The sequence below is a fragment of the Streptomyces sp. XH2 genome (assembly GCF_049725035.1).
In the GTDB taxonomy this organism is placed as follows: Bacteria; Actinomycetota; Actinomycetes; order Streptomycetales; family Streptomycetaceae; genus Streptomyces; species Streptomyces roseoverticillatus.
Window position 1 is genome coordinate 266,350 of record NZ_JBMMMZ010000010.1, and the last position, 20,238, is coordinate 286,587.

Sequence of the window (20,238 nt, forward strand, 5' to 3'; positions counted from 1 at the left end):
TGGGCCTAGACCCGGCCCGACCACCGGCCTCGGCGACGCCGGGGCCGCGGCGGCCGAGGGAGGCCGCCGCGGCCCCGTTGTCGTTCCCGAGCGTCGCGCCCGAGCGAAATCCATGGCATTACCGCCGCACAGGCATCACATTCCATAGGCGCAAGTTCGCCTGAAGAACATTTCCCTCGGTAACTCCGGAACTCCGGGCGTAAATATGCGCGGGCGCACTTCAAGAACCGGAGATCACCGTTCTCGCGGCGGGCTCCCTATTCCGGGCGGTCCCCGGCCGCGCCGCCGGCACGGAGCGCCGCAGCCGGAATTCCCCCGGCGCCCGGTCCGCGCGGGCCGCGGCGATCGCCCGGGCCCGCTCGGCGTCGCCGCGGGCCACGGCGTCCACGAGGGCGCCGAGCAGCTCCCACGTGTCGACGGGCCGCACCGGCGGCTCCGCCGCGTACACCCAGGCGATCTTCAGCCGCAGCTGGGTGAGCAGCCCCGCGATGCTCGGGCTGCCGGACGCCTGGGCGAGCGTCTCGTCGAACCAGTCGCCCAGCGGCCGCAGCTCGCCCGTACGGCCGCCGCGGGCCCGCTCCTGGCCCAGCCTGACCAGCCCGCGCAGCACCTTCAGGTGCGCCTCCGTGCGGCGCTGAGCGGCGCGCGCGGCGCCCAGCGGCTCCAGCAGGGCGCGCACCTCCAGCAGATCCGCGGCCTCCTGCTCGGTGGGCTCGGCGACGCACGCGCCGGCGTGCCGCCGGGTGGTCACGAACCCCTCCGAGGCGAGGGTGCGCAGCGCCTCGCGCACGGGCACGCGGGAGACCCCGTAGCGGCGCGCGAGGACTTCCTCGGTGAGCCGGCTGCCGGGCGGAAACGTACCGGAAACAATGTCGTCACGAATCGCCGTGCACACGGCATGCGCGGAAATGCGACGGCTCTCCTGAGCCGCTGTCCCCTCACCGTTCACGTACGGCCCCGCATGGGTGAACCTCCGGATAACCCCCGCGAAACGCGGCCGATTGACGTTTGTTCAGCGACTCTATTGCAGTGGCCCGCGATTTCCGACGGCGCACGGGAAGTCATCGATATGTTTTGGCCAACACGAGGCGGGCGGCGGCCACGGCGCGGGGCGGTCCGGGCACGGCGAAGGCCCCGGCCGGTGGGCCGGGGCCTTCGTCAGGCGATGGGGCGCGCTGGGCGCCGGAGTCCGCGGTGCGTCAGACGGAGACGCCGTGCTCGGCCAGGTACGCGACCGGGTCGATGTCGGTGCCGTAGACGGCGCCCGTGCGGGCCTCGAAGTGCAGGTGCGGGCCGGTGACGTTGCCCGTGGCGCCGGAGAGGCCGATCTGCTGGCCGGCGGTGACGCTCTGGCCGACGGAGACGTCGATGGACGACAGGTGGCCGTACTGCGTGTACGTGCCGTCGTTGTGCTTGATGACGACGTTGTTGCCGTACGCGCCGCCCCAGCCGGCCTCGACGATGGTGCCGGCGCCCACGGCCTGGACCGAGGTGCCGGTCTCGGCGTGGAAGTCGACGCCGGTGTGGCTGCCGGAGGACCAGAGGCCGCTGGAGGCCTTGTAGGACGTGGAGACGTACGAGCCGGCGATCGGCGAGACGAAGGTGTTGAGGCGCTTGCGCTCCTGCTCGCGGGCGATGCGCTCCTGCTCCTTGCGCTCGGCCTCGGCCTTGCGCTTGGCCTCGTCGTCGGCCTTCTTGACGTCGGCGGCCTGCTGCTTGGCGGCGGTCTCGGCGGCGTGGACGGCGGTGTTCTCGGCCGCGGCGCTGGTCTGGACCTGGGCCTGCTCGCCGATGCGGCCGGCGGTGTCCTCGCCGATGACGACGGCCTGGGTCAGGCCGGTGTCCTCGGTGGGACGGTGGACGTCGTCGGGGGTGGCGGCCAGCGCCGGTGCGGCGAAGCCCGCGACGACACCGGTGGCGGCGAGGGTGGCTATGCCCGCCGCGTTCGCGCTGACGCGAACGGCGCGGCTCGGCTTGCGGTGCTTCCCGGTGGCACGAGTAAACGCCATGGGTGAGGCTGGTCCTTTCCTTCCCTCTCGCCTACCGGGTTAGCTGACGGGTTCGGAGCAGGAAGGTCTCCTACGGATCCCTCCGGAAAGGGGCCCGATTCACCCCAGGGACACTTGGGTCCCCGGCTCCCCTGGCTCGCGCCGTACGGGGACTCGGCGATGTCTGCCCGGGCCGCGGATGCGACGCACATCTGACGGACAGACGCTTCGACGCTAGACGCCGTCACTTTCGATCGGCAAACAGAAGCACTGTTTTGTGTCCCACGCCACAGCGCAGACGTGCAACCACTCCGCTAAACCGGACATTTGGCAGGCACGCGCGCCTCTCGTGCGCGCGTGCCTGCCGGTTGACGGCGGGTCGGCGGAGCGGCCCGCCGCCGGGGCTCAGCCCGTGATCACCGTCACGTCGCCGATGCCGAGGGCCCGGACCGGCTCCTCGATCTGCGCGGCGTCGCCGACGAGCACCGTCACCAGCCGGTCGACCGGGAAGGCGTTGACGACGGCGGCCGTGGCCTCCACCGTGCCCGTCGCGGCGAGGCGCTCGTACAGCCGCGCCTGGAAGTCGTCCGGGAGGTGCTGCTCGACCTGGTCGGCCAGCGTCCCGGCGACGGCCGACGCCGTCTCGTACTTGAGCGGGGCGACGCCGACGAGGTTCTGCACGGCGGAGTCGCGCTCCTCGTCGGTCAGGCCCTCGGCGGCGAGGGTGCGCAGCACCGTCCACAGGTCCTGCAGCGCGGGGCCGGTGGAGGCGGTGTCCACCGAGCCGCTGATGGCCAGCATGGCCGCGCCGGTGCCCTCCGGGGAGGACAGCAGCACCTGGCCGAAGGCCCGGACGCCGTAGGTGTAGCCCTTCTCCTCGCGCAGGACGCGGTCCAGGCGGGAGGTGAGGGTGCCGCCGAGGCAGTACGTGCCGACGGACTGGGCGGGCCACACCGCGTCGTGCCGGTCGGCGCCGGTGCGGCCGATGAGGAGCTGGGTCTGGACCGCGCCGGGGCGGTCCACGATGACGACGCGGCCGGTGTCGTCGGCGGTGACCGCCGGGAGCGGGTGCGGCTCGGCCGGGGAGCCCGTCCAGGCGCCGAGCGAGTCGGCGAGGGCCGCGTCGAGGTCGATGCCGGTGAAGTCGCCGACGACCACGGCGGTCGTGGTGGCGGGCCGGACGTGGGCCTCGTAGAAGGCGCGGACGGAGGCGGCGTCGATGCGGGCGACGGTCTCCTCCGTGCCCTGGCGGGGCCGGGACATCCGCGAGCCGGCCGGGAAGAGCTCCTTGGAGAGCGCCATGGCGGCCCGGCGGGAGGGGTTGGCCAGCTCGTGCGGGATCTCGTCCAGGCGGTTGCCCACGAGGCGCTCGACCTCGTTGTCCGGGAAGGCCGGGGCGCGCAGGGCGTCGGCGACGAGGCCGAGGGCCTTGGTGAGCCGGGAGGCCGGCACCTCCAGGGAGAGGCGCACGCCCGGGTGGTCGGCGTGGGCGTCGAGGGTGGCGCCGCAGCGCTCCAGCTCGGCCGTGAACTCCTCGGCGGTGTGCTTGTCGGTGCCCTCGGACAGGGCGCGCGCCATGATGGTGGCGACGCCGTCGAGGCCCTCGGGCTCGGCGGCCAGGGGGGCCACGACGTTGATGTCCACGGCGACGACCTGCTGGCCGGGGCGGTGGCAGCGCAGCACCGTCAGGCCGTTGGGGAGCGTGCCGCGCTCGGGGGCGGGGAAGGCCCAGGGGGCCGCGGGCCCGGCCTGGGGCTGCGGGTGGAACTTCATGGAGGGCTGGGCGGGGTCAGCGGCCACGGCGTCGCTCACTTGGCCGTCTCCTCTTCTGCGTCGGCGTTCTCGTCGGCGGCGGGGGCTGCGCTCTCGGTGGGCTCGTACACCAGCACGGCGCGGTTGTCGGGGCGCAGGCGGGCCTGGGCGACCCGCCGCACCTCCTCGGGGGTGATGTCCAGGACGCGCTGCACGGCGGTGAGGGCGAGCTGGGGGTCGCCGAACAGCACCGCGAAGCGGCACAGTTCGTCGGCGCGGCCGCTGACCGTGGCGAGCCGGTCCAGCCACTCGCGCTCCAGCTGGGCCTGGGCGCGCTCCATCTCCGCGGGGGTCGGGCCCTCGGCGGCGAAGCGGGCCAGCTCCTCGTCGACCGCGGCCTCGATGTCGGGGATCTCGGCGCCGCCGGAGGCCTTGACGTCCAGCCAGCCCAGCGAGGGGGCGCCCGCGAGCCGCAGCAGGCCGAAACCGGCGGCGACGGCGGTGCGGTCGTGGCGGACGAGGCGGTTGTGGAGCCGGGAGGACTCGCCGCCGCCGAGGACGGTGACGGCCAGGTCGGCGGCGTCGGCCTCGCGGGAGCCGTCCTGCGGGAGGCGGTAGGCGGCCATCATGGCGCGCGCCGGGACCTCTTCGCGGACGACCTGGCGGAGCTGCTCGCCGATCGTGTCGGGGAGGCTGCCGTCGCGCGGGGGCTGCTTGCCGTCGTGCGCGGGGATGGAGCCGAAGTACTTCTCGATCCAGGCGAGCGTCTGCTCGGGGTCGATGTCGCCGACGACCGACAGGACGGCGTTGCCCGGCGCGTAGTACGTGCGGAAGAAGGCGCGGGCGTCCTCCAGGGAGGCCGCGTCCAGGTCGGCCATGGAGCCGATCGGCGTGTGGTGGTACGGGTGGCCGTCGGGGAAGACCATGGCCGTCAGCCGCTCGAAGGCGGTGCCGTAGGGGACGTTGTCGTAGCGCTGGCGGCGCTCGTTCTTGACGACGTCGCGCTGGTTCTCCATCGACTCGTCGTCGAGGGCGGTGAGCAGCGAGCCCATCCGGTCGGCCTCGAGCCACAGGGCCAGCTCCAGCTGGTGGGCCGGCATGGTCTCGAAGTAGTTGGTGCGCTCGAAGCTGGTGGTGCCGTTGAGGGAGCCGCCGGCGCCCTGCACCAGCTCGAAATGGCCGTTCCCCTTGACCTGGGCCGAGCCCTGGAACATAAGGTGCTCGAAGAGGTGGGCGAGGCCCGTGCGGCCCTTGACCTCATGGCGCGAGCCGACGTCGTACCAGAGGCAGACGGCGGCGACCGGGGTCAGGTGGTCTTCGGAGAGCACCACCCGCAGGCCGTTGGCCAGGCGGTGCTCGGTCGCTGTGAGGCCGCCGGTACCGGCCTGTTGCGTGGCCGTGTGACCCATGGGCATGTACGTCCCTTCGATCGCTTGAGATCTCGCGCCCGTGCGCGACGAGCTCGTGCGCGTTGGCTCGCGTGATGAACAGTGCTGTCACTGTATGCAAGCGCGCTGACATCCGGCGAAGTTCCCGGCGCGGTGCCCCCTTACGGACGGGTCGTGTCCGGTGTTGTCAGTGGCGCGGTCCACAATGGTCCGCGTCAGCACCCTGCCTCGGCAATCGATCGAAGGAGCCGCAGCCGCGATGGCCCGCCGCAGCACGAAGACCCCGCCGCCGGAGAACTTCGAGGAGCGCATCCTCGACATCGACGTCGTCGACGAGATGCAGGGTTCCTTCCTCGAGTACGCCTACTCCGTCATCTACTCCCGGGCCCTGCCCGACGCGCGCGACGGTCTCAAGCCGGTCCAGCGCCGCATCCTCTTCCAGATGAACGAGATGGGCCTGCGGCCCGACCGGGGCCACGTGAAGTGCGCCCGCGTCGTCGGCGAGGTGATGGGAAAGCTGCACCCGCACGGCGACGCCTCGATCTACGACGCCCTGGTGCGCATGGCGCAGCCGTTCTCCATGCGGCTGCCCCTGGTGGACGGCCACGGCAACTTCGGCTCGCTCGGCAATGACGACCCGCCCGCGGCCATGCGCTACACCGAGGCCCGGATGGCGGCGCCGACGTCGCTGATGACGGAGTCCATCGACGAGGACACGGTCGATTTCGCGCCGAACTACGACGGCAGCGAGCGGGAACCCGTCAGCCTGCCCGCCGCCTATCCGAACCTGCTGGTCAACGGCTCGTCCGGGATCGCCGTCGGCATGGCGACGAACATGCCGCCGCACAACCTCGGCGAGGTCGTCGCCGCCGCCCGGCACCTGATCAAGCACCCGGGCGCCGACCTCGAGACGCTGATGAAGTTCATCCCCGGCCCGGACCTGCCCACGGGCGGCCGGATCGTCGGCCTGAGCGGCGTCCGCGACGCGTACGAGACCGGCCGCGGCACCTTCAAGATCCGCGCCACCGTCTCCGTGGAGAACGTGACGGCCCGCCGCAAGGGCCTGGTGGTCACCGAGCTGCCCTTCACCGTCGGCCCCGAGAAGGTCGTCTCCAAGATCAAGGACCTGGTCGGCTCGAAGAAGCTCCAGGGCATCGCCGACGTCAAGGACCTCACCGACCGCGCCCACGGCCTGCGCCTGGTCATCGAGGTGAAGAACGGCTTCAACCCCGAGGCCGTCCTGGAGCAGCTCTACAAGCTCACGCCGATGGAGGAGTCCTTCGGCATCAACAACGTGGCGCTGGTCGACGGCCAGCCGCTGACCCTGGGCCTCAAGGAGCTCCTGGAGGTCTACGTCGACCACCGCTTCGAGGTGGTGCGGCGGCGCAGCGAGTTCCGGCGCGGCAAGCGGCGCGACCGGCTGCACCTGGTCGAGGGCCTGCTGGTGGCGCTGCTCGACATCGACGAGGTCATCAGGATCATTCGATCGAGTGAGAACGCGGCGCAGGCCAAGGAGGCCCTGATCGCCCGCTTCTCCCTCTCCGAGGTACAGACGCAGTACATCCTGGACACCCCGCTGCGCCGGCTGACGAAGTTCGACCGCATCGAGCTGGAGTCCGAGCGCGACCGGCTGAACGAGGAGATCGAGCAGCTGACGCGGATCCTGGAGTCCGACGCGGAGCTGCGCAAGCTGGTCTCGGGCGAACTGGCCGACGTGGCGAAGAAGTTCGGCACCGACCGCCGTACGGTCCTGCTGGAGTCGGCGGGCGCCCCGGCGTCGGCGGTGCCGCTGCAGGTCGCCGACGACCCGTGCCGCGTCCTGATGTCCTCCACCGGCCTGCTGGCCCGTACGGCCACGGGCGAGCCGTTCCCGCCGGCCGCGGGCGAGGCCAAGCGCGTCAAGCACGACGTGATCGTCTCGGCGGTGCCGGCGACGGCCCTGGGCGAGGTAGGGGCGGTGACCTCGGCCGGGCGGCTGCTGCGGCTGCGGGTGATCGACCTCCCGCAGCTGCCGGAGACGGCGGCGGCTCCCAGCCTGTCGGGCGGCGCGCCGGTGCCGGAGTTCCTGTCCCTGGCGGACGGCGAGACGGTCGTCTGCCTCACCACGCTGGACGAGTCCTCGCCGGGTCTCGCGATCGGCACGGAGCAGGGCGTCGTCAAGCGCGTGGTCCCGGACTATCCGGCCAACAAGGACGAGCTGGAGGTCATCTCCCTCAAGGACGGCGACCGGATCGTCGGCGCGGCCGAGCTGCGGACGGGCGAGGAGGACCTGGTCTTCCTCACGGACGACGCCCAGCTGCTGCGCTACCAGGCCTCGCAGGTGCGTCCGCAGGGCCGCCCGGCGGGCGGTATGGCGGGCATCAAGCTGTCCGCGGGCGCGAAGGTGATCTCCTTCACGGCCATCGACCCCGCGGCCGACGCGGTGGTCTTCACCCGGGCCGGGGCGCGGGGCGGCATGGGCGGTGCCACGGAGGGTTCGGCGAAGCTGACGCCGTTCGACCAGTACCCGCGCAAGGGGCGGGCGACGGGCGGCGTGCGCTGCCAGCGCTTCCTCAAGGGCGAGGACTGCCTGGTCATGGCCTGGGCGGGAGCGGCCCCGGCGCGGGCCGCGGATGCGAAGGGCGCTCCGGTGGAGCTGCCGGAGGCCGACCCGCGCCGTGACGGCTCGGGCACGCCCCTGGCGAAGCCGGTGAGCGCGATCGCGGGCCCGGTGTAACCCGAGCGCGGAAGGTGAGCGGGCGGGGGCGCGAAGGGCGCCCCCGCAAGGCCTGTGCGTACCGTCAGGCCTGTGCGTACCGAAGGACGCCCCACATGGTGTGCTCCTCGGCGAGGGGCTCTCCCTCGGTGACGCGGCAGCGCTCCAGACCGGCCCGCAGTGCCCCGACGTCGACTCCCCTGCCGATCAGCACGAGCTGGGTGAGCCGTTCCTCGGCGCGGGCCCAGGAGGAGCGGTAGAAGCGCAGGAAGTCGCCCACGGCGTGCACGGCGAACTTGTGCTTGTGCCCGGCTATGCCGAAGTACACGAAGCCCTTGATGCGGTAGAGGCCCTCCGGCCGGCTGTCGAGGAACTCCATCAGCCGCCGCGGGTCGACGGGCTCCGCGGAGACGAACTCGATGCTCTCGTAGGCGGCGTGCAGGTGCCCGCTGTGGTCGCAGCCGTCGTGGCAGTCGTGGCCGTCGTCCTCGCCGTCGGCGTGCAGGTCCTCGAAGGACAGCTGCCGCACGGCCGCGGTGTCCTCCTCGCGCGGCTTGCGGTCGAAGAGCAGCTCCGGGTCGATGCGCCCGTAGGAGGCCGGTACGACGGGCGTGCCGGGGCTGAGCTCCGCCAGAGTGCCGAGGAGCTCCTCGCGGGCCTCGTCGCCGATCCTGTCGGCCTTGTTGAGGACGACGAGGTCGGCGATCGCGACGTGCCGGTCGAGCTCGGGGTGGGTGGCGCGGGTGGCGTCGAACTCGGCCGCGTCGACGACCTCGACGAGCCCTCCGTAGACGATGTCCTTGTTGTCGCTGGCGAGGATCATCCGGATGAGTTCCTGCGGCTCGGCCAGTCCGCTCGCTTCGATCACGATGACGTCGATGCGGGCCGCGGGGCGGGAGAGCTTCTCCAGGAATCCGTCGAGCTCGCTGGTGTCGACGGCGCAGCACAGGCAGCCGTTGCCCAGCGAGACCATCGAGTCGACCTGGCCGGCGACGCTCATGGCGTCGATCTCGATGCTGCCGAAGTCGTTGACGACCGCCCCGATGCGGGTGCCCCCGCTTCTCCCCAGGAGGTGGTTGAGGAGCGTGGTCTTGCCCGATCCCAGGAATCCTGCGAGCACGATGACCGGGATCTGTCGCTTGGCCACGGGGGGCGCCTCCATCGTCAGTCGAGCGCGGCGGGGACCGGCTGGGGCGGGGGCGGGCCCGTGTACCGGGCCGCCGGGCGGATGATCTTCGAGTCGTCCGCCTGCTCCAGGATATTGGCGCTCCAGCCGACGACGCGGGCCGCGCAGAAGGTGGGGGTGAACATCTCGCGCGGCAGCCCGCACAGCTCCATGACGACGCCGGCGTAGAACTCGACGTTGGTGTGGAGCTCCCGGCCGGGCTTGAGCTCGGCGAGGATCGCCTCCACTCGGCCTTCGACCTCGACGGCGAACTCCACGAGGCTCCCGCCGAACTCCTGGGCGATGCCGCGGAGCATCCGGGAGCGGGGGTCCTCGGTGCGGTAGACGGGGTGCCCGAAGCCCATGATCCGTTCCCCGGCGAGGACGCGGGCGCGGATCCACTCGTCGATGCGGTCCGGCGTGCCGATGGCGTCGAGGGTGTCCAGGGCCCGGCTCGGGGCGCCGCCGTGCAGGGGGCCGGACAGGGCGCCGATCGCGCCGCACAGGCAGGCGGCGAGGTCCGCGCCGGTGGAGGCGATGACGCGGGCGGTGAACGTCGAGGCGTTGAAGCCGTGGTCGATGGTGGAGACGAGGTACTGCTCGACGGCGCGGGCCTGCCGCGGGCCGGGCTCGGTCCCGGTCAGCATGTAGAGGTAGTTGGCGGCGTGGGGCAGGTCGTCGCGCGGCTCCACGGGCTCCAGGCCCCGCCCGAGCCGGTACAGGGCCGTGAGCAGGGTGGGCACGGCGGCGCAGGCGGCGAGCGCGCCGGCCTCGCGCCGGGCGGGGGCGATGTCGTAGAGGGGCCGGAGCCCGGCGGAGGCGCCGAGCAGGGACAGCGCGGTGCGCAGCCCGGCGAGGGGGCCCGAGCGGGCGCCGGCGCGGGCGATGCCCGGCAGGGCCTCGCGCACGTCCTGCGGCAGGTGGCGCAGGGCGGCGGTCTCGGCGGCGAAGCGGGCACGCTGCTGCGCGTCCGGCAAGGATCCGCGGAACATCAGGTGCCAGACGTCCTCGAAGGAGCGCGTCCGCGCGAGTTCGACGGCCGAGTACTGGCGGTAGTGGTAGAAGCCCTCCTGGCCGCGGACGTCACCGAGCGCGGTGTCGGTGACGACGACGCCGGCCAGTCCACGGGGCACATCGGTGATCGGCATGGCTGCCTCCTCAGCAGGCGATCGATCAGATCTTGATGCGACTGTCCATGCTTGACTCAATACTTGTCAATGTTGATTCGAATCAATGTAGAGGGGTGGATAACGTGTGCCCCATGGCGGACCACAGAACGGACGGCGGCGAGGCGCACGCCGGGGCGGAAGACCGGCGGCTGACCACGCGCGAGGTCGCGGAGCGGCTCGGCGTGAAGCCGGAGACGGTCTACGCGTACGTCAGCCGCGGCCAGCTCAGCAGCCGCCGCGGCCCCGGCGGGCGCGGCAGCACCTTCGACGCGCGCGAGGTCGACGCCCTCCTGCGGCGCAGCAGGCGCGAGACGGCGTTCGGCGGCGAGACGGCGATCCGTACGGGCATCACGCTCATCGACAAGGACCGGTACTACTACCGGGGGGTGGACGCCACCGCCCTGGCGGAGCGGTACACCTACGAGGAGGTCGCGGACTGGCTGTGGACGGGCCGGCTGCGGCGCGGCACGCGGTTCACCGCCCCGCACGACGCGCTGATCGCGGCGCTCCGCGCCGTGGGCTCCCTGCCCGCGCACGGCGGGCCCGCCGACCGGCTGCGGGTGGCCGCGATCGCGGCGGCCGCCGCGGACCCGCTGCGCTTCGACCTCTCGCCGCAGGCCGTGCTCGGCACTGCGCGCGGCCTGATCCCCACGCTGGTCGACGCCCTGCCGGCCGCCGGGCCGCTGCCCCGGGAGGACGGCGGCGGGCCCCTGGCCCGCCGGCTGTGGTCGCGGCTGACCGCGCAGGCGCCCGACGAGGCGTCACTGCGCGCCCTGGAGGCGGCCCTCGTGCTGCTCATCGACCACGACCTGGCCGCGTCCACGCTCGCGGTGCGGGTCGCGGCCTCGGCCCGCTCCCACCCCTACGCGGTCGTCACGGCCGGCCTCGGTGTCGTGGAGAGCCCGCTGCACGGTGCCGCGAGCGGGCCGGCGCACCGGATGCTGACGGAGGTGCTGGAGCGGGGCAGCGCGGGCGCGGTCGTGGCCGACCACCTGCGCGGCGGGCGCCGCGTGCCCGGCCTCGGCCACCGGCTCTACAAGGGTCCCGACCCCCGTGCCACGGCTCTCTTCGCCCGGCTGGAGACCGTGCCGGCCGCCGCCGACGCCCTCGCGGCGGCGCGGGAGGTCGAGGCGACGACGGCCCGGCACGTCGCCCTGCACGCCAACGTGGACCTCGCCCTGGCCGTGCTGTCGGTCTCCGCGCAGATGCCGCCCGAGGCCGGGGAGACCGTCTTCGCGGTGGCCCGTACGGCCGGCTGGATCGCGCACGCCCTGGAGGAGTACGGGGAGCGCCCCATGCGGATGCGGCCCTCGGGCGCGTACTCCGGCCCCACGCCGCCCCAGCCTCTGCCCTGACGCCCCGAGAGACCCTTTCAGGCCACCCCACGGACTTCAGCCGTCCCGGCCGTCCCGTCATACGAACACCGGCAACTCAGGTTAGGCTTACCTTCGTGAGTACGTGCGCGACCGCCTCCCGCCAGCTCGCCGAGCCCTTGGCCGGCACCGCCGCCACCGCACGGACGTGGCTGCTCGTCGAGCAGCCCGGGCCCTGGGGTGCGGACGCGCTGACCGCGAGCCACCTCGACCCCGCCGTCGGGCGGGCGCTGGACACGGCCGCAGAGGGCACGGGCGTCCGCACCGCGCTGATCCGCCGCCCCGGCCGGCACGCCGACTGCCACCAGCCCGGCACCCACCGGGTGTTCGCCGCCCACACGGCCCCGGGCCGCTCCTGGATCCGCACCGCCGCGATCGCCGACCCCGCGGAGCTGACCCGGCTGGACCTCGCCGCGCTCGGCGCGGGCGAGCACGGCGGCCTGTGGGAGGCCTACGACGGCGACCCGCTGGTGTTCGTGTGCACCAACGGCAAGCGCGACCGCTGCTGCGCCCTGCTGGGCCGCCCCCTCGCCGCCGAGCTGGCCGCGTCCGGGGCGGAGGCGTGGGAGGTCACCCACATCGGCGGCCACCGCTTCTCCCCGACGCTCTTCGTCCTCCCGTACGGCTACGCGTACGGCCGGGTCACCGCCCACGGCGTCAAGGACGTCCTGGAGGCGGTGCGCGACCGCCGGATCGTCACCGGCGACTGCCGGGGCCGCTCGGCCTGGGAGCGCCCGGCCCAGGCGGCCGAGCTGGCGGTGCGCGAACTGACCGGAGAGGAGGACGCGGACGCCTTCGACGTGACGCACACCGAGGGCGCGGCACCGCACTGGTCGGTGACCGTCGCCCACGCCGACGGCCGGGCCTGGCAGGTTGCCGTCGAACAGGGCGCCGCGGAGCCCGCCCGGCCGGAGAGCTGCGGACGTGCTCCCGGCACGCCCGCGCGGATGGACGTCATATCCGTCACTCCCCTTCGTACGGACGTCCCCGCAGAGGCGCTGACCGGCCCGCGCCCTTCCCGTCCGGGTGCCGTCAGCCGGCCTTCTTGACGAACTCCGTGGTGTAGGTCTTCTGCAGGTCCACCTTGGCTCCCTTGAGGTCGGGGTTGAAGGACTTCAGCACCTCGTGGACCGTCCTGGGCCCGTCCTCGGGCATCACCCCGTCCTTGGTGAACATCGGCAGGGTGTTCTTGATCGCCTGGACGTAGAGGTCCTTGCCGGCCTTGGCGTAGTCCTCGGGCATCTTGGCCGCGATCTCCTCCGGGGTGTGCTCGGACATCCACGCGAGGGTCTTCACGAAGGCGTTGGCGAGCTTCTGCACCACGTCCTTGTGGCCGTCGACCCAGCTGGTGTTCATGTAGAGGCTGGACGCCGGGTAGAGGCCGCCGAGCGCCGCCCGCGACCCCTCGGGGGTGCGCATGTCGACGAGCACCTTGCCGGCGTCCTTGGCGACGATCTGCGCGACCGTCGGGTCGGTGGTCATCCCGCCGTCGATGGAACCCTGCTGGAGCGCGGAGATGAAGGTCTGCCCCGCGCCGACGGCCACCGGCGTGAAGTCACTGACCTTCACCCCGTTCTTCACCGCCAGGTACTTCGTCAGGAAGTCGGTGGAGGAACCGAGCCCGGTGACGCCGAGCTTCTTCCCCTTGAAGTCCTTGGGCGAGGCCAGCTCGCCCGCGGCCTTCTTCGAGACGACCTCGACCTCCCCCGGCGTCTGCGCGAGCTGGACCACGGACTCCACCTGCTTGCCCTTCACTTGCAGGTCGAGCGTGTGGTCGTAGAAGCCGACGACGCCCTGGACCTCGCCGGAGACGAGGGCCGTGGTGGCCTGGACGCCCGCGGGCTCGGTGAGCAGGTCGACGGTGACGCCCTCCTCCTGGAAGTAGCCGAGCCGCTGGGTGAGGACCGCCGGCAGGTAGATGACCTTGTCCAGGCCGCCGACCATGATCTTGACGATGTCGCCCTTCGCCGCCTCGAGCGCCGGGTTCGGCTTGTTCGTCGACGACTCGTCGGCACACCCGGCCAGGGGCAGGCACATCACCGCCGCGACGGCGCCCGCGCGGGCTCCGGCGGTCTTGCTGAACGTTCGCATCGCTGTTCCTTACGGTCGGTGGTTCGCGGGGACGAACAGGACGTGCAGGACATGCTGGGGGGTGTGGGGGTGCGGTGGGGGCGGGCGGGAGGGAGCTGCGGCGTGCCGTCACTCCCCCGGCCCGGAACCGCCCGGCTTCCAGCGGAAGAGCCGCTTCTCGGCGAAGGTCAGCAGCCCCTCCGCGAGCAGCGCGACGACGGCGAGGATCACCATGGCGGCGTACACGCCCGCCGTGTTGAAGGTGCCCTGCGAGGCGGAGACCAGCAGCCCGATCCCCTTGGTCGCGCCGATGTACTCGCCGACGATCGCGCCGATGAGCGCGAAGCCGAAGCTGACGTGCAGGCTGGTGAAGATCCAGGAGGTCGCCGAGGGAATGACGACCTGCAGCGTCACCCGGCGGTTGCTCGCGCCCAGGATGCGGGCGTTGGCCACCAGATTGCGGTCGACCTCGCGAGCGCCCTGGAAGGCGTTGAAGAACACGGGGAAGAAGACCAGGACGACCGCCGACGCAACCTTGGACGCCGGCCCCAGCCCGAACCAGATCAGGAAGATCGGCGCGAGGACGATCCTCGGCAGCGCGTTGAGGACCTTGATGTACGGGCCGAAGACGTCGGCCAGGAAGCGCACCCGGCCGAGCGCGATCCCGAGCACCACGCCGCCGGTCACGCCGAGCACCCAGCCGAGCAGGGCCTCGTAGAGCGTGTACCAGATCTGCTCGCCGAGCGAGCCCTGCGCGGTGCCGTGGAGCGTCCACTGGGCGATCTGGTCCCAGATCTTCGACGGCATCGAGAAGTTGAACGGATCGATGACGCCGTTGCGGGCCATCAGCTCCCACGCGCCCAGCACGACGGCGAGCACGAGCACCCGCGCGGCGTACACGGTGAGCCTGCGCCGGCGGGCGGCCTTCGCGCGGGTGAGGGACCGCTCCATGGTCAGGGCGGCGGGGGCGCCCACGGATGCGGCCGCCTCAAGCATCACGGACGCCCCTCCGGAATCGGCCGAATCATGCGACACGGGAAGCACCCCTCTCACGGGTGATGCGGACCTCTTCACCGAGGGAGGACCAGATCTCGCGGTAGATCTCCACGAACTCGGGTTCCAGACGGATGGATTCGACCTTGCGCGGGCGCGGCAGCCGTACGGGGAAGACCTGCTTGACGGTCGCCGGCCCGGCGGTCATCACGACGACCTTGTCGGCGAGGGCGATGGCCTCTTCGAGGTCGTGGGTGACGAAGACGACGGAGGCGGTCCGTCCGCCGTGGGAGCCGCCCCACAGCTCCAGCAGCTCGTCCGACATCAGGGCCCGCGTCTGTACGTCGAGCGCCGAGAAGGGCTCGTCCATCAGGAGGATCGCCGGGTCGCACACGAAGGTCTGGGCGAGCGCGACGCGCTTGCGCTGGCCGCCGGAGAGCTGGTGCGGATAGCGGTCGGCGAAGGCCGCGAGCCCCACCCGGCCGAGCCAGTCGCGCGCCCGCTCCCGCGCCTCGGCCCTGGGCACACCGCGGAAGCGCGGCCCGGCCGTCACGTTGGACAGCACCGTCCGCCAGGGGAAGACGGCGTCCTGCTGGAAGACGAAGCCGACTTCCGGCCGGATTCCGGTCACCTGCTCGCCGCCGACCAGCACCTCGCCCTCGGTCGGCTCCTCCAGGCCGCTGACCAGGGTGAGCGTGGTGGACTTCCCGCAGCCGGTCGGGCCGACGACCGCCACGAACTCGCCCTGCTCCACGGTCAGGCCGAGATCCCGTACGGCGGTGTGCGAGGCGCCCGACGGCGTACGGAACACCTTGCTCGCGCCGCGCAGCTCGATCGCCGGAGCGTGGCCCGGCGGGGTGCCACTGATCATGCTTGCCGCCTCCTCCTGTGCAGGTTTCCGGCCAAGGGGGTGGCCGGTGCTGGAGGCTAGATGTGGCGCGTGGCGCACAGACAGCCTTGTGAGCGCTGTGCGGCTTGAGTGCACGAACCCTGTTCTGCTCGTTTTGCGCGCGGTAGAACAACAAAGAGCGACGAAGGCGCCACGGAAGATGACGCCGGAGGCGCACATGAGGACCACGACGACCGGCAGGAGGGGGACCCGCATGCGCCCCCGCTGGCCGCGCCGCGTCTTCGCCCAGGTGCTGCTCGTCCAGCTATTGATCATCACCGGGGTCACCGGGCTCGCCGCCGGGCTCTTCCTCGCGCCCCTGGCCGCCCAGCTCGACGACCAGGCCGAGCTCCGGGCCCTGACCATCGCCCGGGCCACCGCGGCCCAGCCCGGCATCGCGCACAGCCTGCTGGCCGGGCCGCCCTCCCCCGGCGGACCCGTGCAGGCCGACGCCGAGCGCATCCGGCTGGCCACCGGCGCGAGTTACGTCGTGGTCGTCGACACCCGCGGCATCCGCTACTCCCACACCGTCCCGGAGCGGATCGGGGAGCACGTCAGCTCCGACCCCGGCAGCGTCCTCGGCGGCCGGGAGTGGACGGGCATCGAGCGCGGCACCCTCGGCCGCTCCGCGCGCGGCAAGGTGCCCCTGCGCGACGGCGAGGGAGCCGTCGTCGGCGCCGTCTCCGTCGGCATCGCCTACGACGACGTGCACGCCCTGCTGCTGCGGGCCGTGCCGGGCATCCTCACGTACGCCGGCGCGGCCCTCGGCGTGGGCGCGATCGCCGCGATCGCCGCCTCCCGCCGGCTGCGCAAGCGCACCCACGGCATCGAACTCACCGAGATCTCCGCCCTCCTGGACGAGCGCGAGGCCATGCTGCACGGCATCCGCGAGGGCGTGGTCGCCCTCGACCGGCACGGCCGCGTGCGTCTCGTCAACGACGCGGCCGCGCGGCTGCTGGGCATCGGCCGGGACGCCATCGGCCACCCCCTGGACGGCGTGCTGCCGCCCGGCCGCACCACGGACGTGCTGGCCGGCCGGGTGACGGGCACCGACCTGCTGACCGTCCGCGACGGGCGGGTGCTCGTCGTCAACCGCAGGGACACGGCCGACGGCGGCACCGTGGCGACCCTGCGCGACCGCACCGAGCTGGAGCAGCTCCGCCGCGAACTCGACGGCACCCGCGGCCTGACGGACGCCCTGCGCGCCCAGGACCACGAGCACGCCAACCGCCTGCACACCATCGCCGGGCTCCTGGAGCTCGGCCTGCACGAGGAGGCCGCCGACTTCGTCGCCGAGGTCACCGGCGCGCACCGGGCGACGGCCGAGGAGGTCACCGAGCGGGTCCGCGACCCGCTGGTGGGCGCCCTGCTGGTCGGCAAGAGCGCGGTCGCGGCGGAGCGCGGCGTGGCCCTGCGCGTGAGCCCGGCGACCCGGCTGCCCGACCGGGTCGTGGACCCGCGCGACCTGGTCACCGTGCTCGGCAACCTCGTGGACAACGCCCTGGACGCGGCGGGGTCCCACCGGGCGGCCGGTCCTCCGTTCGTGGAGGTGGAGCTGCGGGCCGTCGGGGAGACGCTCGTCGTCCGCGTGGCGGACAACGGCCCCGGGGTGCCGGCCGCGGTCCGCGAACTGGTCTTCACCGACGGCTGGTCCACCAAGGAGGCCGCCCCGCACCGCCGCCGCGGGCTCGGTCTCTCGCTCGTACGGCGGCTGGCCGAGCGCTACGGGGGCTCCGCGCGGGTGGGCGAACGGAAGGGCGGCGGCGCGGTGTTCACCGTGGAGCTGCCCGAAGCGCTGCGCTCACCGCAGCCCAAGCAGCTCACTCGAAGGGGTGAACGATGATCGATGTCCTGGTCGTGGACGACGACTTCCGCGTCGCCGAGATCAACGCCGCGTACGTGGCGCGGGTCCCCGGCTTCCGCGTCGGCGCCAAGGCCCACAACGCGGCTCAGGCCATGGCCGTGCTGGAGAAGGGCGGCATCGACCTGGTGCTGCTGGACCACTTCCTCCCGGACGAGACCGGCCTCTGGCTCGTCCGCCGCCTGCGGCAGCTGGGCGACCTCACCGACGTGATCATGGTGACGGCGTCGCGCGACGTCGCGACCGTCCAGGCGGCCATGCGCTACGGAGCCCTGCAGTACCTCGTCAAGCCGTTCACCTTCCCCGGGCTGCGGGTGAAGCTGGAGGCGTACGCGCAGTTGCGCCGCACCCTCGACGACGCGCAGGAGGCGGGGCAGGACCAGGTCGACCGGATCTTCGGCACGCTGCGCACGGCCGCCACCAGCACGCCGCTGCCGAAGGGGCACTCGGCGCCCACGGCCGAGCTGATACGGCAGGTGCTCTCGGACGCCGCGTCCCCGCTGTCCGCGCACGAGGTCGCCGCCCGGTCGGGGCTGAGCCGCTCCACGGCGCAGCGCTACCTCAAGCGGCTGGAGGAGTCCGGGCGGCTGAGCCTGACCCTCAAGTACGGGGAGACGGGCCGTCCGGAGCACCGGTACGCGTGGACGGGACGGTAGGTTCAGGACGGAGGGGGGCAGGACGGTAGGTTCGCCGCCCGGCGGGCCGCGGTGCCGCGACGCGCCGGTGCCCGCACCGCCTGCGCCGGAGGCGTCACGCCGCGCCGGCGCCGGTCAGCGAGCGCACCTCCGTCTCGGCGTGCCCGGCGGCGTCGGCCGGTTCGGGCGAGGTCACCGTGCCGAGCCAGCCGGCGAGGAAGGCCAGCGGGACGGAGACCAGGCCGGGGTTCTCCAGCGGGAAGAACGCGAAGTCCAGGCCGGGGAAGATGGCGCCGGGGCCGCCGGAGACGATCGGTGACAGGACGACGAGCACCACGGCCGGGACCAGACCGCCGTAGACCGACCAGACCGCGCCCCGGGTGGTGAACCGCCGCCAGAAGAGCGAGTAGAGCAGCACGGGGAGGTTCGCGGAGGCGGCGACGGCGAAGGCGAGCCCCACCAGGGAGGCGACGTTGAGGTCCTGGGCGAGCAGGCCGAGCCCGATGGCCACCGCTCCGGTGCCGGCGGCCGCGGCCCTCGCCACCGCCACTTCGCTGCGGGGCGTACGGGCACGGCGGCCCGGCTTCCGGTACAGGTCGTGGGCCACCGAGGCGGAGGAGGCCAGCGTGACCCCCGCGACGACGGCGAGGATCGTGGCGAAGGCGACGGCCGCGACCACGGCGAACAGCACCGTGCCGCCGGTGGACCCGGGGCCGCCGCCCAGGTCGAGGGCGAGCAGCGGCACCGCGTTGTTCCCGCCGGCTCCCGCGGCCCGCACGGTGCCGGAGCCGAGCACTGCGGCGGCGCCGAAGCCGAGCACGACGGTCATCAGGTAGAAGGTGCCGATGAGCCCGATGGACCAGATCACCGAGCGGCGGGCGGCGCGCGCCGTGGGCACGGTGTAGAAGCGCGAGAGGATGTGCGGCAGTCCCGCGGTGCCGAGGACGAGCGCGAGGCCGAGGCTCACGAAGTCCAGCCGGGAGGTCCAGTCACCGCCGTACTTCAGGCCGGGGGCGAGGAAGGCCCGGCCGTGGCCGCTGCGGCCGGCCGCGGTGGTGAGCAGGGCGGAGAGGTCGCCGTGGAAGCGCAGGAGCACGAGGACGGTGAGGACGGTCGTGCCGCCGAGCAGCAGGACGGCCTTGACGATCTGGATCCAGGTGGCGGCCCGCATGCCGCCCAGGGTGATGTAGACGACCATCAGGACGCCGACGCCGACGACCGTCCAGGCGCGGGCCCGCTCGCCGGTGCCGCCCAGCAGCAGCGTCATGAGGCTGCCCGCGCCGACCATCTGGGCGACGAGGTAGACGACGGAGACGGTGACGGAGGAGACCCCGGTCGCGATCCTGACCGGCCGCTCGCGCAGCCGGGCCACCAGGACGTCGGCGAGGGTGAACCGGCCGCAGTTGCGGACGAGTTCGGCGACGAGGAAGAGCACGACGAGCCAGGCGACGAGGAAGCCGACGGTGTAGAGGATGCCGTCGTAGCCGTAGAGGGCGATGAGGCCGGTGACGCCGAGGAAGGAGGCGGCGGACAGGTAGTCGCCCGCGATGGCGAAACCGTTCTCCATGGGGGAGAAGAGCCGGCCGCCCGCGTAGAACTCCTCCGGGGAACCGCGGCGGCCGCGGCCCACCCAGGTGGTGATGGCCAGCGTGACCAGGACGAAGGCGCTGAACAGGGCGAGGGCCAGGGCGTGGTGGGCGCCGGTCATCGGTGCTCACCCCGCGGGTGGAGGGCGGGAACGCCGGCCCGGCGGGCGGACGGCAGGGCGGGGACAGGGGCGGAGGCGGGATCCTGGCGGGTCTCCAGGGTGACCGCCCAGCGCAGCTCCAGCGCCGCCGGGTCCCGGTGCAGCCGGGCGTGGCGGGCGTAGGCCCAGGTGAGCAGGAACGTCGTGGCGAACTGGGCGAGGCCGGCCACCATCGCGACGTTGAGCGCGCCCGCCACCTGGCGGGCCATCAGGCCGGGTGCGGCGATCGCCGTCACCACGTAGGCCAGGTACCAGAGCAGGAACGCGGCCGCCGCGGGGAAGGCGAACCGGCGGTAGCGGCGGCGCACTTCTTGGAAGGCGGCGCCGCGCTGGACCTCGCTGTAGATGTCCAGGGCGGTCGGCTGAATCGTTCCGGCACCGCTTCCTCCGGAACCGCGTCTGTCGTGCTTCTCCACCGAACTCTCCTTGGGTCGCCGGGCCCGGCCGACCGGTGTCACCCGCCGTCAGGGACCCAAGGATGGGCGGAACGCCGCCGCCCGGGCCGGGCCGTTG

Annotated in this window: 16 protein-coding genes and 1 riboswitch; of the genes, 5 read left to right on the plus strand and 11 right to left on the minus strand. The window is 73.1% G+C overall.

The window, feature by feature from the left end:
* Nucleotides 1-220: 220 nt before the first annotated feature.
* The 4 genes from ACOTKD_RS21875 to ACOTKD_RS21890 form a co-directional block, all read right to left on the minus strand.
* A complete protein-coding gene (locus tag ACOTKD_RS21875; protein WP_424890679.1) occupies nt 221-949 on the minus strand; it encodes a GntR family transcriptional regulator in 729 nt (242 codons plus the stop codon).
* Between the two features lie 250 nt (nt 950-1,199).
* Complete coding sequence (locus tag ACOTKD_RS21880) at nt 1,200-2,009, minus strand: M23 family metallopeptidase (protein WP_424890680.1); 810 nt, start codon at nt 2,007-2,009, stop codon at nt 1,200-1,202.
* Between the two features lie 13 nt (nt 2,010-2,022).
* Nucleotides 2,023-2,178: riboswitch (cyclic di-AMP (ydaO/yuaA leader) on the minus strand.
* A 215-nt stretch (nt 2,179-2,393) separates the two neighbouring features.
* On the minus strand, nt 2,394-3,761 hold the full coding sequence (locus ACOTKD_RS21885) for a M16 family metallopeptidase (protein WP_424890774.1): 1,368 nt from the start codon (nt 3,759-3,761) through the stop codon (nt 2,394-2,396).
* Between the two features lie 35 nt (nt 3,762-3,796).
* Entirely contained in the window at nt 3,797-5,149 is a 1,353-nt protein-coding gene (locus ACOTKD_RS21890; RefSeq protein ID WP_424890775.1) for a M16 family metallopeptidase, read from the minus strand.
* A 238-nt stretch (nt 5,150-5,387) separates the two neighbouring features.
* On the opposite strand from ACOTKD_RS21890, the gene ACOTKD_RS21895 reads away from it, so the two are divergent.
* Nucleotides 5,388-7,844: a DNA gyrase/topoisomerase IV subunit A gene (locus ACOTKD_RS21895; RefSeq protein WP_424890682.1), complete on the plus strand. Its 2,457-nt coding sequence runs from the start codon at nt 5,388-5,390 to the stop codon at nt 7,842-7,844.
* A 64-nt stretch (nt 7,845-7,908) separates the two neighbouring features.
* On the opposite strand, the gene ACOTKD_RS21900 is transcribed toward ACOTKD_RS21895, so the two are convergent.
* Both ACOTKD_RS21900 and ACOTKD_RS21905 read right to left on the minus strand, forming a co-directional pair.
* A complete protein-coding gene (locus ACOTKD_RS21900; protein ID WP_424890684.1) occupies nt 7,909-8,970 on the minus strand; it encodes a CobW family GTP-binding protein in 1,062 nt (353 codons plus the stop codon).
* Between the two features lie 17 nt (nt 8,971-8,987).
* Nucleotides 8,988-10,136 carry a citrate synthase/methylcitrate synthase gene (locus ACOTKD_RS21905; RefSeq protein WP_424890685.1) on the minus strand — a complete coding sequence of 383 codons (1,149 nt, stop codon included), beginning with the start codon at nt 10,134-10,136 and terminating at the stop codon, nt 8,988-8,990.
* Nucleotides 10,137-10,249: 113 nt separating this feature from the next.
* On the opposite strand from ACOTKD_RS21905, the gene ACOTKD_RS21910 reads away from it, so the two are divergent.
* A complete protein-coding gene (locus ACOTKD_RS21910) occupies nt 10,250-11,512 on the plus strand; it encodes a citrate/2-methylcitrate synthase (protein WP_424890686.1) in 1,263 nt (420 codons plus the stop codon).
* Nucleotides 11,513-11,607: 95 nt separating this feature from the next.
* Nucleotides 11,608-12,579, plus strand: coding sequence for a sucrase ferredoxin (locus ACOTKD_RS21915; protein ID WP_424890687.1), 972 nt, complete (start codon nt 11,608-11,610; stop codon nt 12,577-12,579).
* Here ACOTKD_RS21915 and ACOTKD_RS21920 read toward each other — a convergent pair.
* The 3 genes from ACOTKD_RS21920 to ACOTKD_RS21930 all read right to left on the minus strand — a co-directional run bounded on the left by ACOTKD_RS21920 (nt 12,563) and on the right by ACOTKD_RS21930 (nt 15,464).
* Nucleotides 12,563-13,621 (minus strand): ABC transporter substrate-binding protein, encoded by a 1,059-nt coding sequence (locus ACOTKD_RS21920; RefSeq protein ID WP_424890688.1) that lies wholly within the window; start codon nt 13,619-13,621, stop codon nt 12,563-12,565. The two genes, ACOTKD_RS21915 and ACOTKD_RS21920, sit on opposite strands and share 17 nt — an antisense overlap.
* A gap of 108 nt (nt 13,622-13,729) precedes the next feature.
* A complete protein-coding gene (locus tag ACOTKD_RS21925) occupies nt 13,730-14,596 on the minus strand; it encodes an ABC transporter permease (protein WP_424890689.1) in 867 nt (288 codons plus the stop codon).
* Nucleotides 14,597-14,624: 28 nt separating this feature from the next.
* A complete protein-coding gene (locus tag ACOTKD_RS21930) occupies nt 14,625-15,464 on the minus strand; it encodes an ABC transporter ATP-binding protein (protein WP_424890690.1) in 840 nt (279 codons plus the stop codon).
* Nucleotides 15,465-15,660: 196 nt separating this feature from the next.
* On the opposite strand from ACOTKD_RS21930, the gene ACOTKD_RS21935 reads away from it, so the two are divergent.
* Nucleotides 15,661-17,325 (plus strand): sensor histidine kinase, encoded by a 1,665-nt coding sequence (locus tag ACOTKD_RS21935; protein ID WP_424890691.1) that lies wholly within the window; start codon nt 15,661-15,663, stop codon nt 17,323-17,325.
* Complete coding sequence (locus ACOTKD_RS21940) at nt 17,322-17,999, plus strand: response regulator (protein ID WP_424890692.1); 678 nt, start codon at nt 17,322-17,324, stop codon at nt 17,997-17,999. The genes ACOTKD_RS21935 and ACOTKD_RS21940 overlap by 4 nt, the downstream gene beginning before the upstream one ends.
* A gap of 94 nt (nt 18,000-18,093) precedes the next feature.
* Here the strand turns inward: ACOTKD_RS21940 and ACOTKD_RS21945 are convergent, their stop codons facing one another.
* Nucleotides 18,094-19,686, minus strand: coding sequence for a solute symporter family protein (locus tag ACOTKD_RS21945; RefSeq protein WP_424890693.1), 1,593 nt, complete (start codon nt 19,684-19,686; stop codon nt 18,094-18,096).
* Entirely contained in the window at nt 19,683-20,141 is a 459-nt protein-coding gene (locus ACOTKD_RS21950; RefSeq protein WP_424890694.1) for a DUF485 domain-containing protein, read from the minus strand. The genes ACOTKD_RS21945 and ACOTKD_RS21950 overlap by 4 nt, the downstream gene beginning before the upstream one ends.
* Between the last annotated feature and the right edge of the window lie 97 nt (nt 20,142-20,238).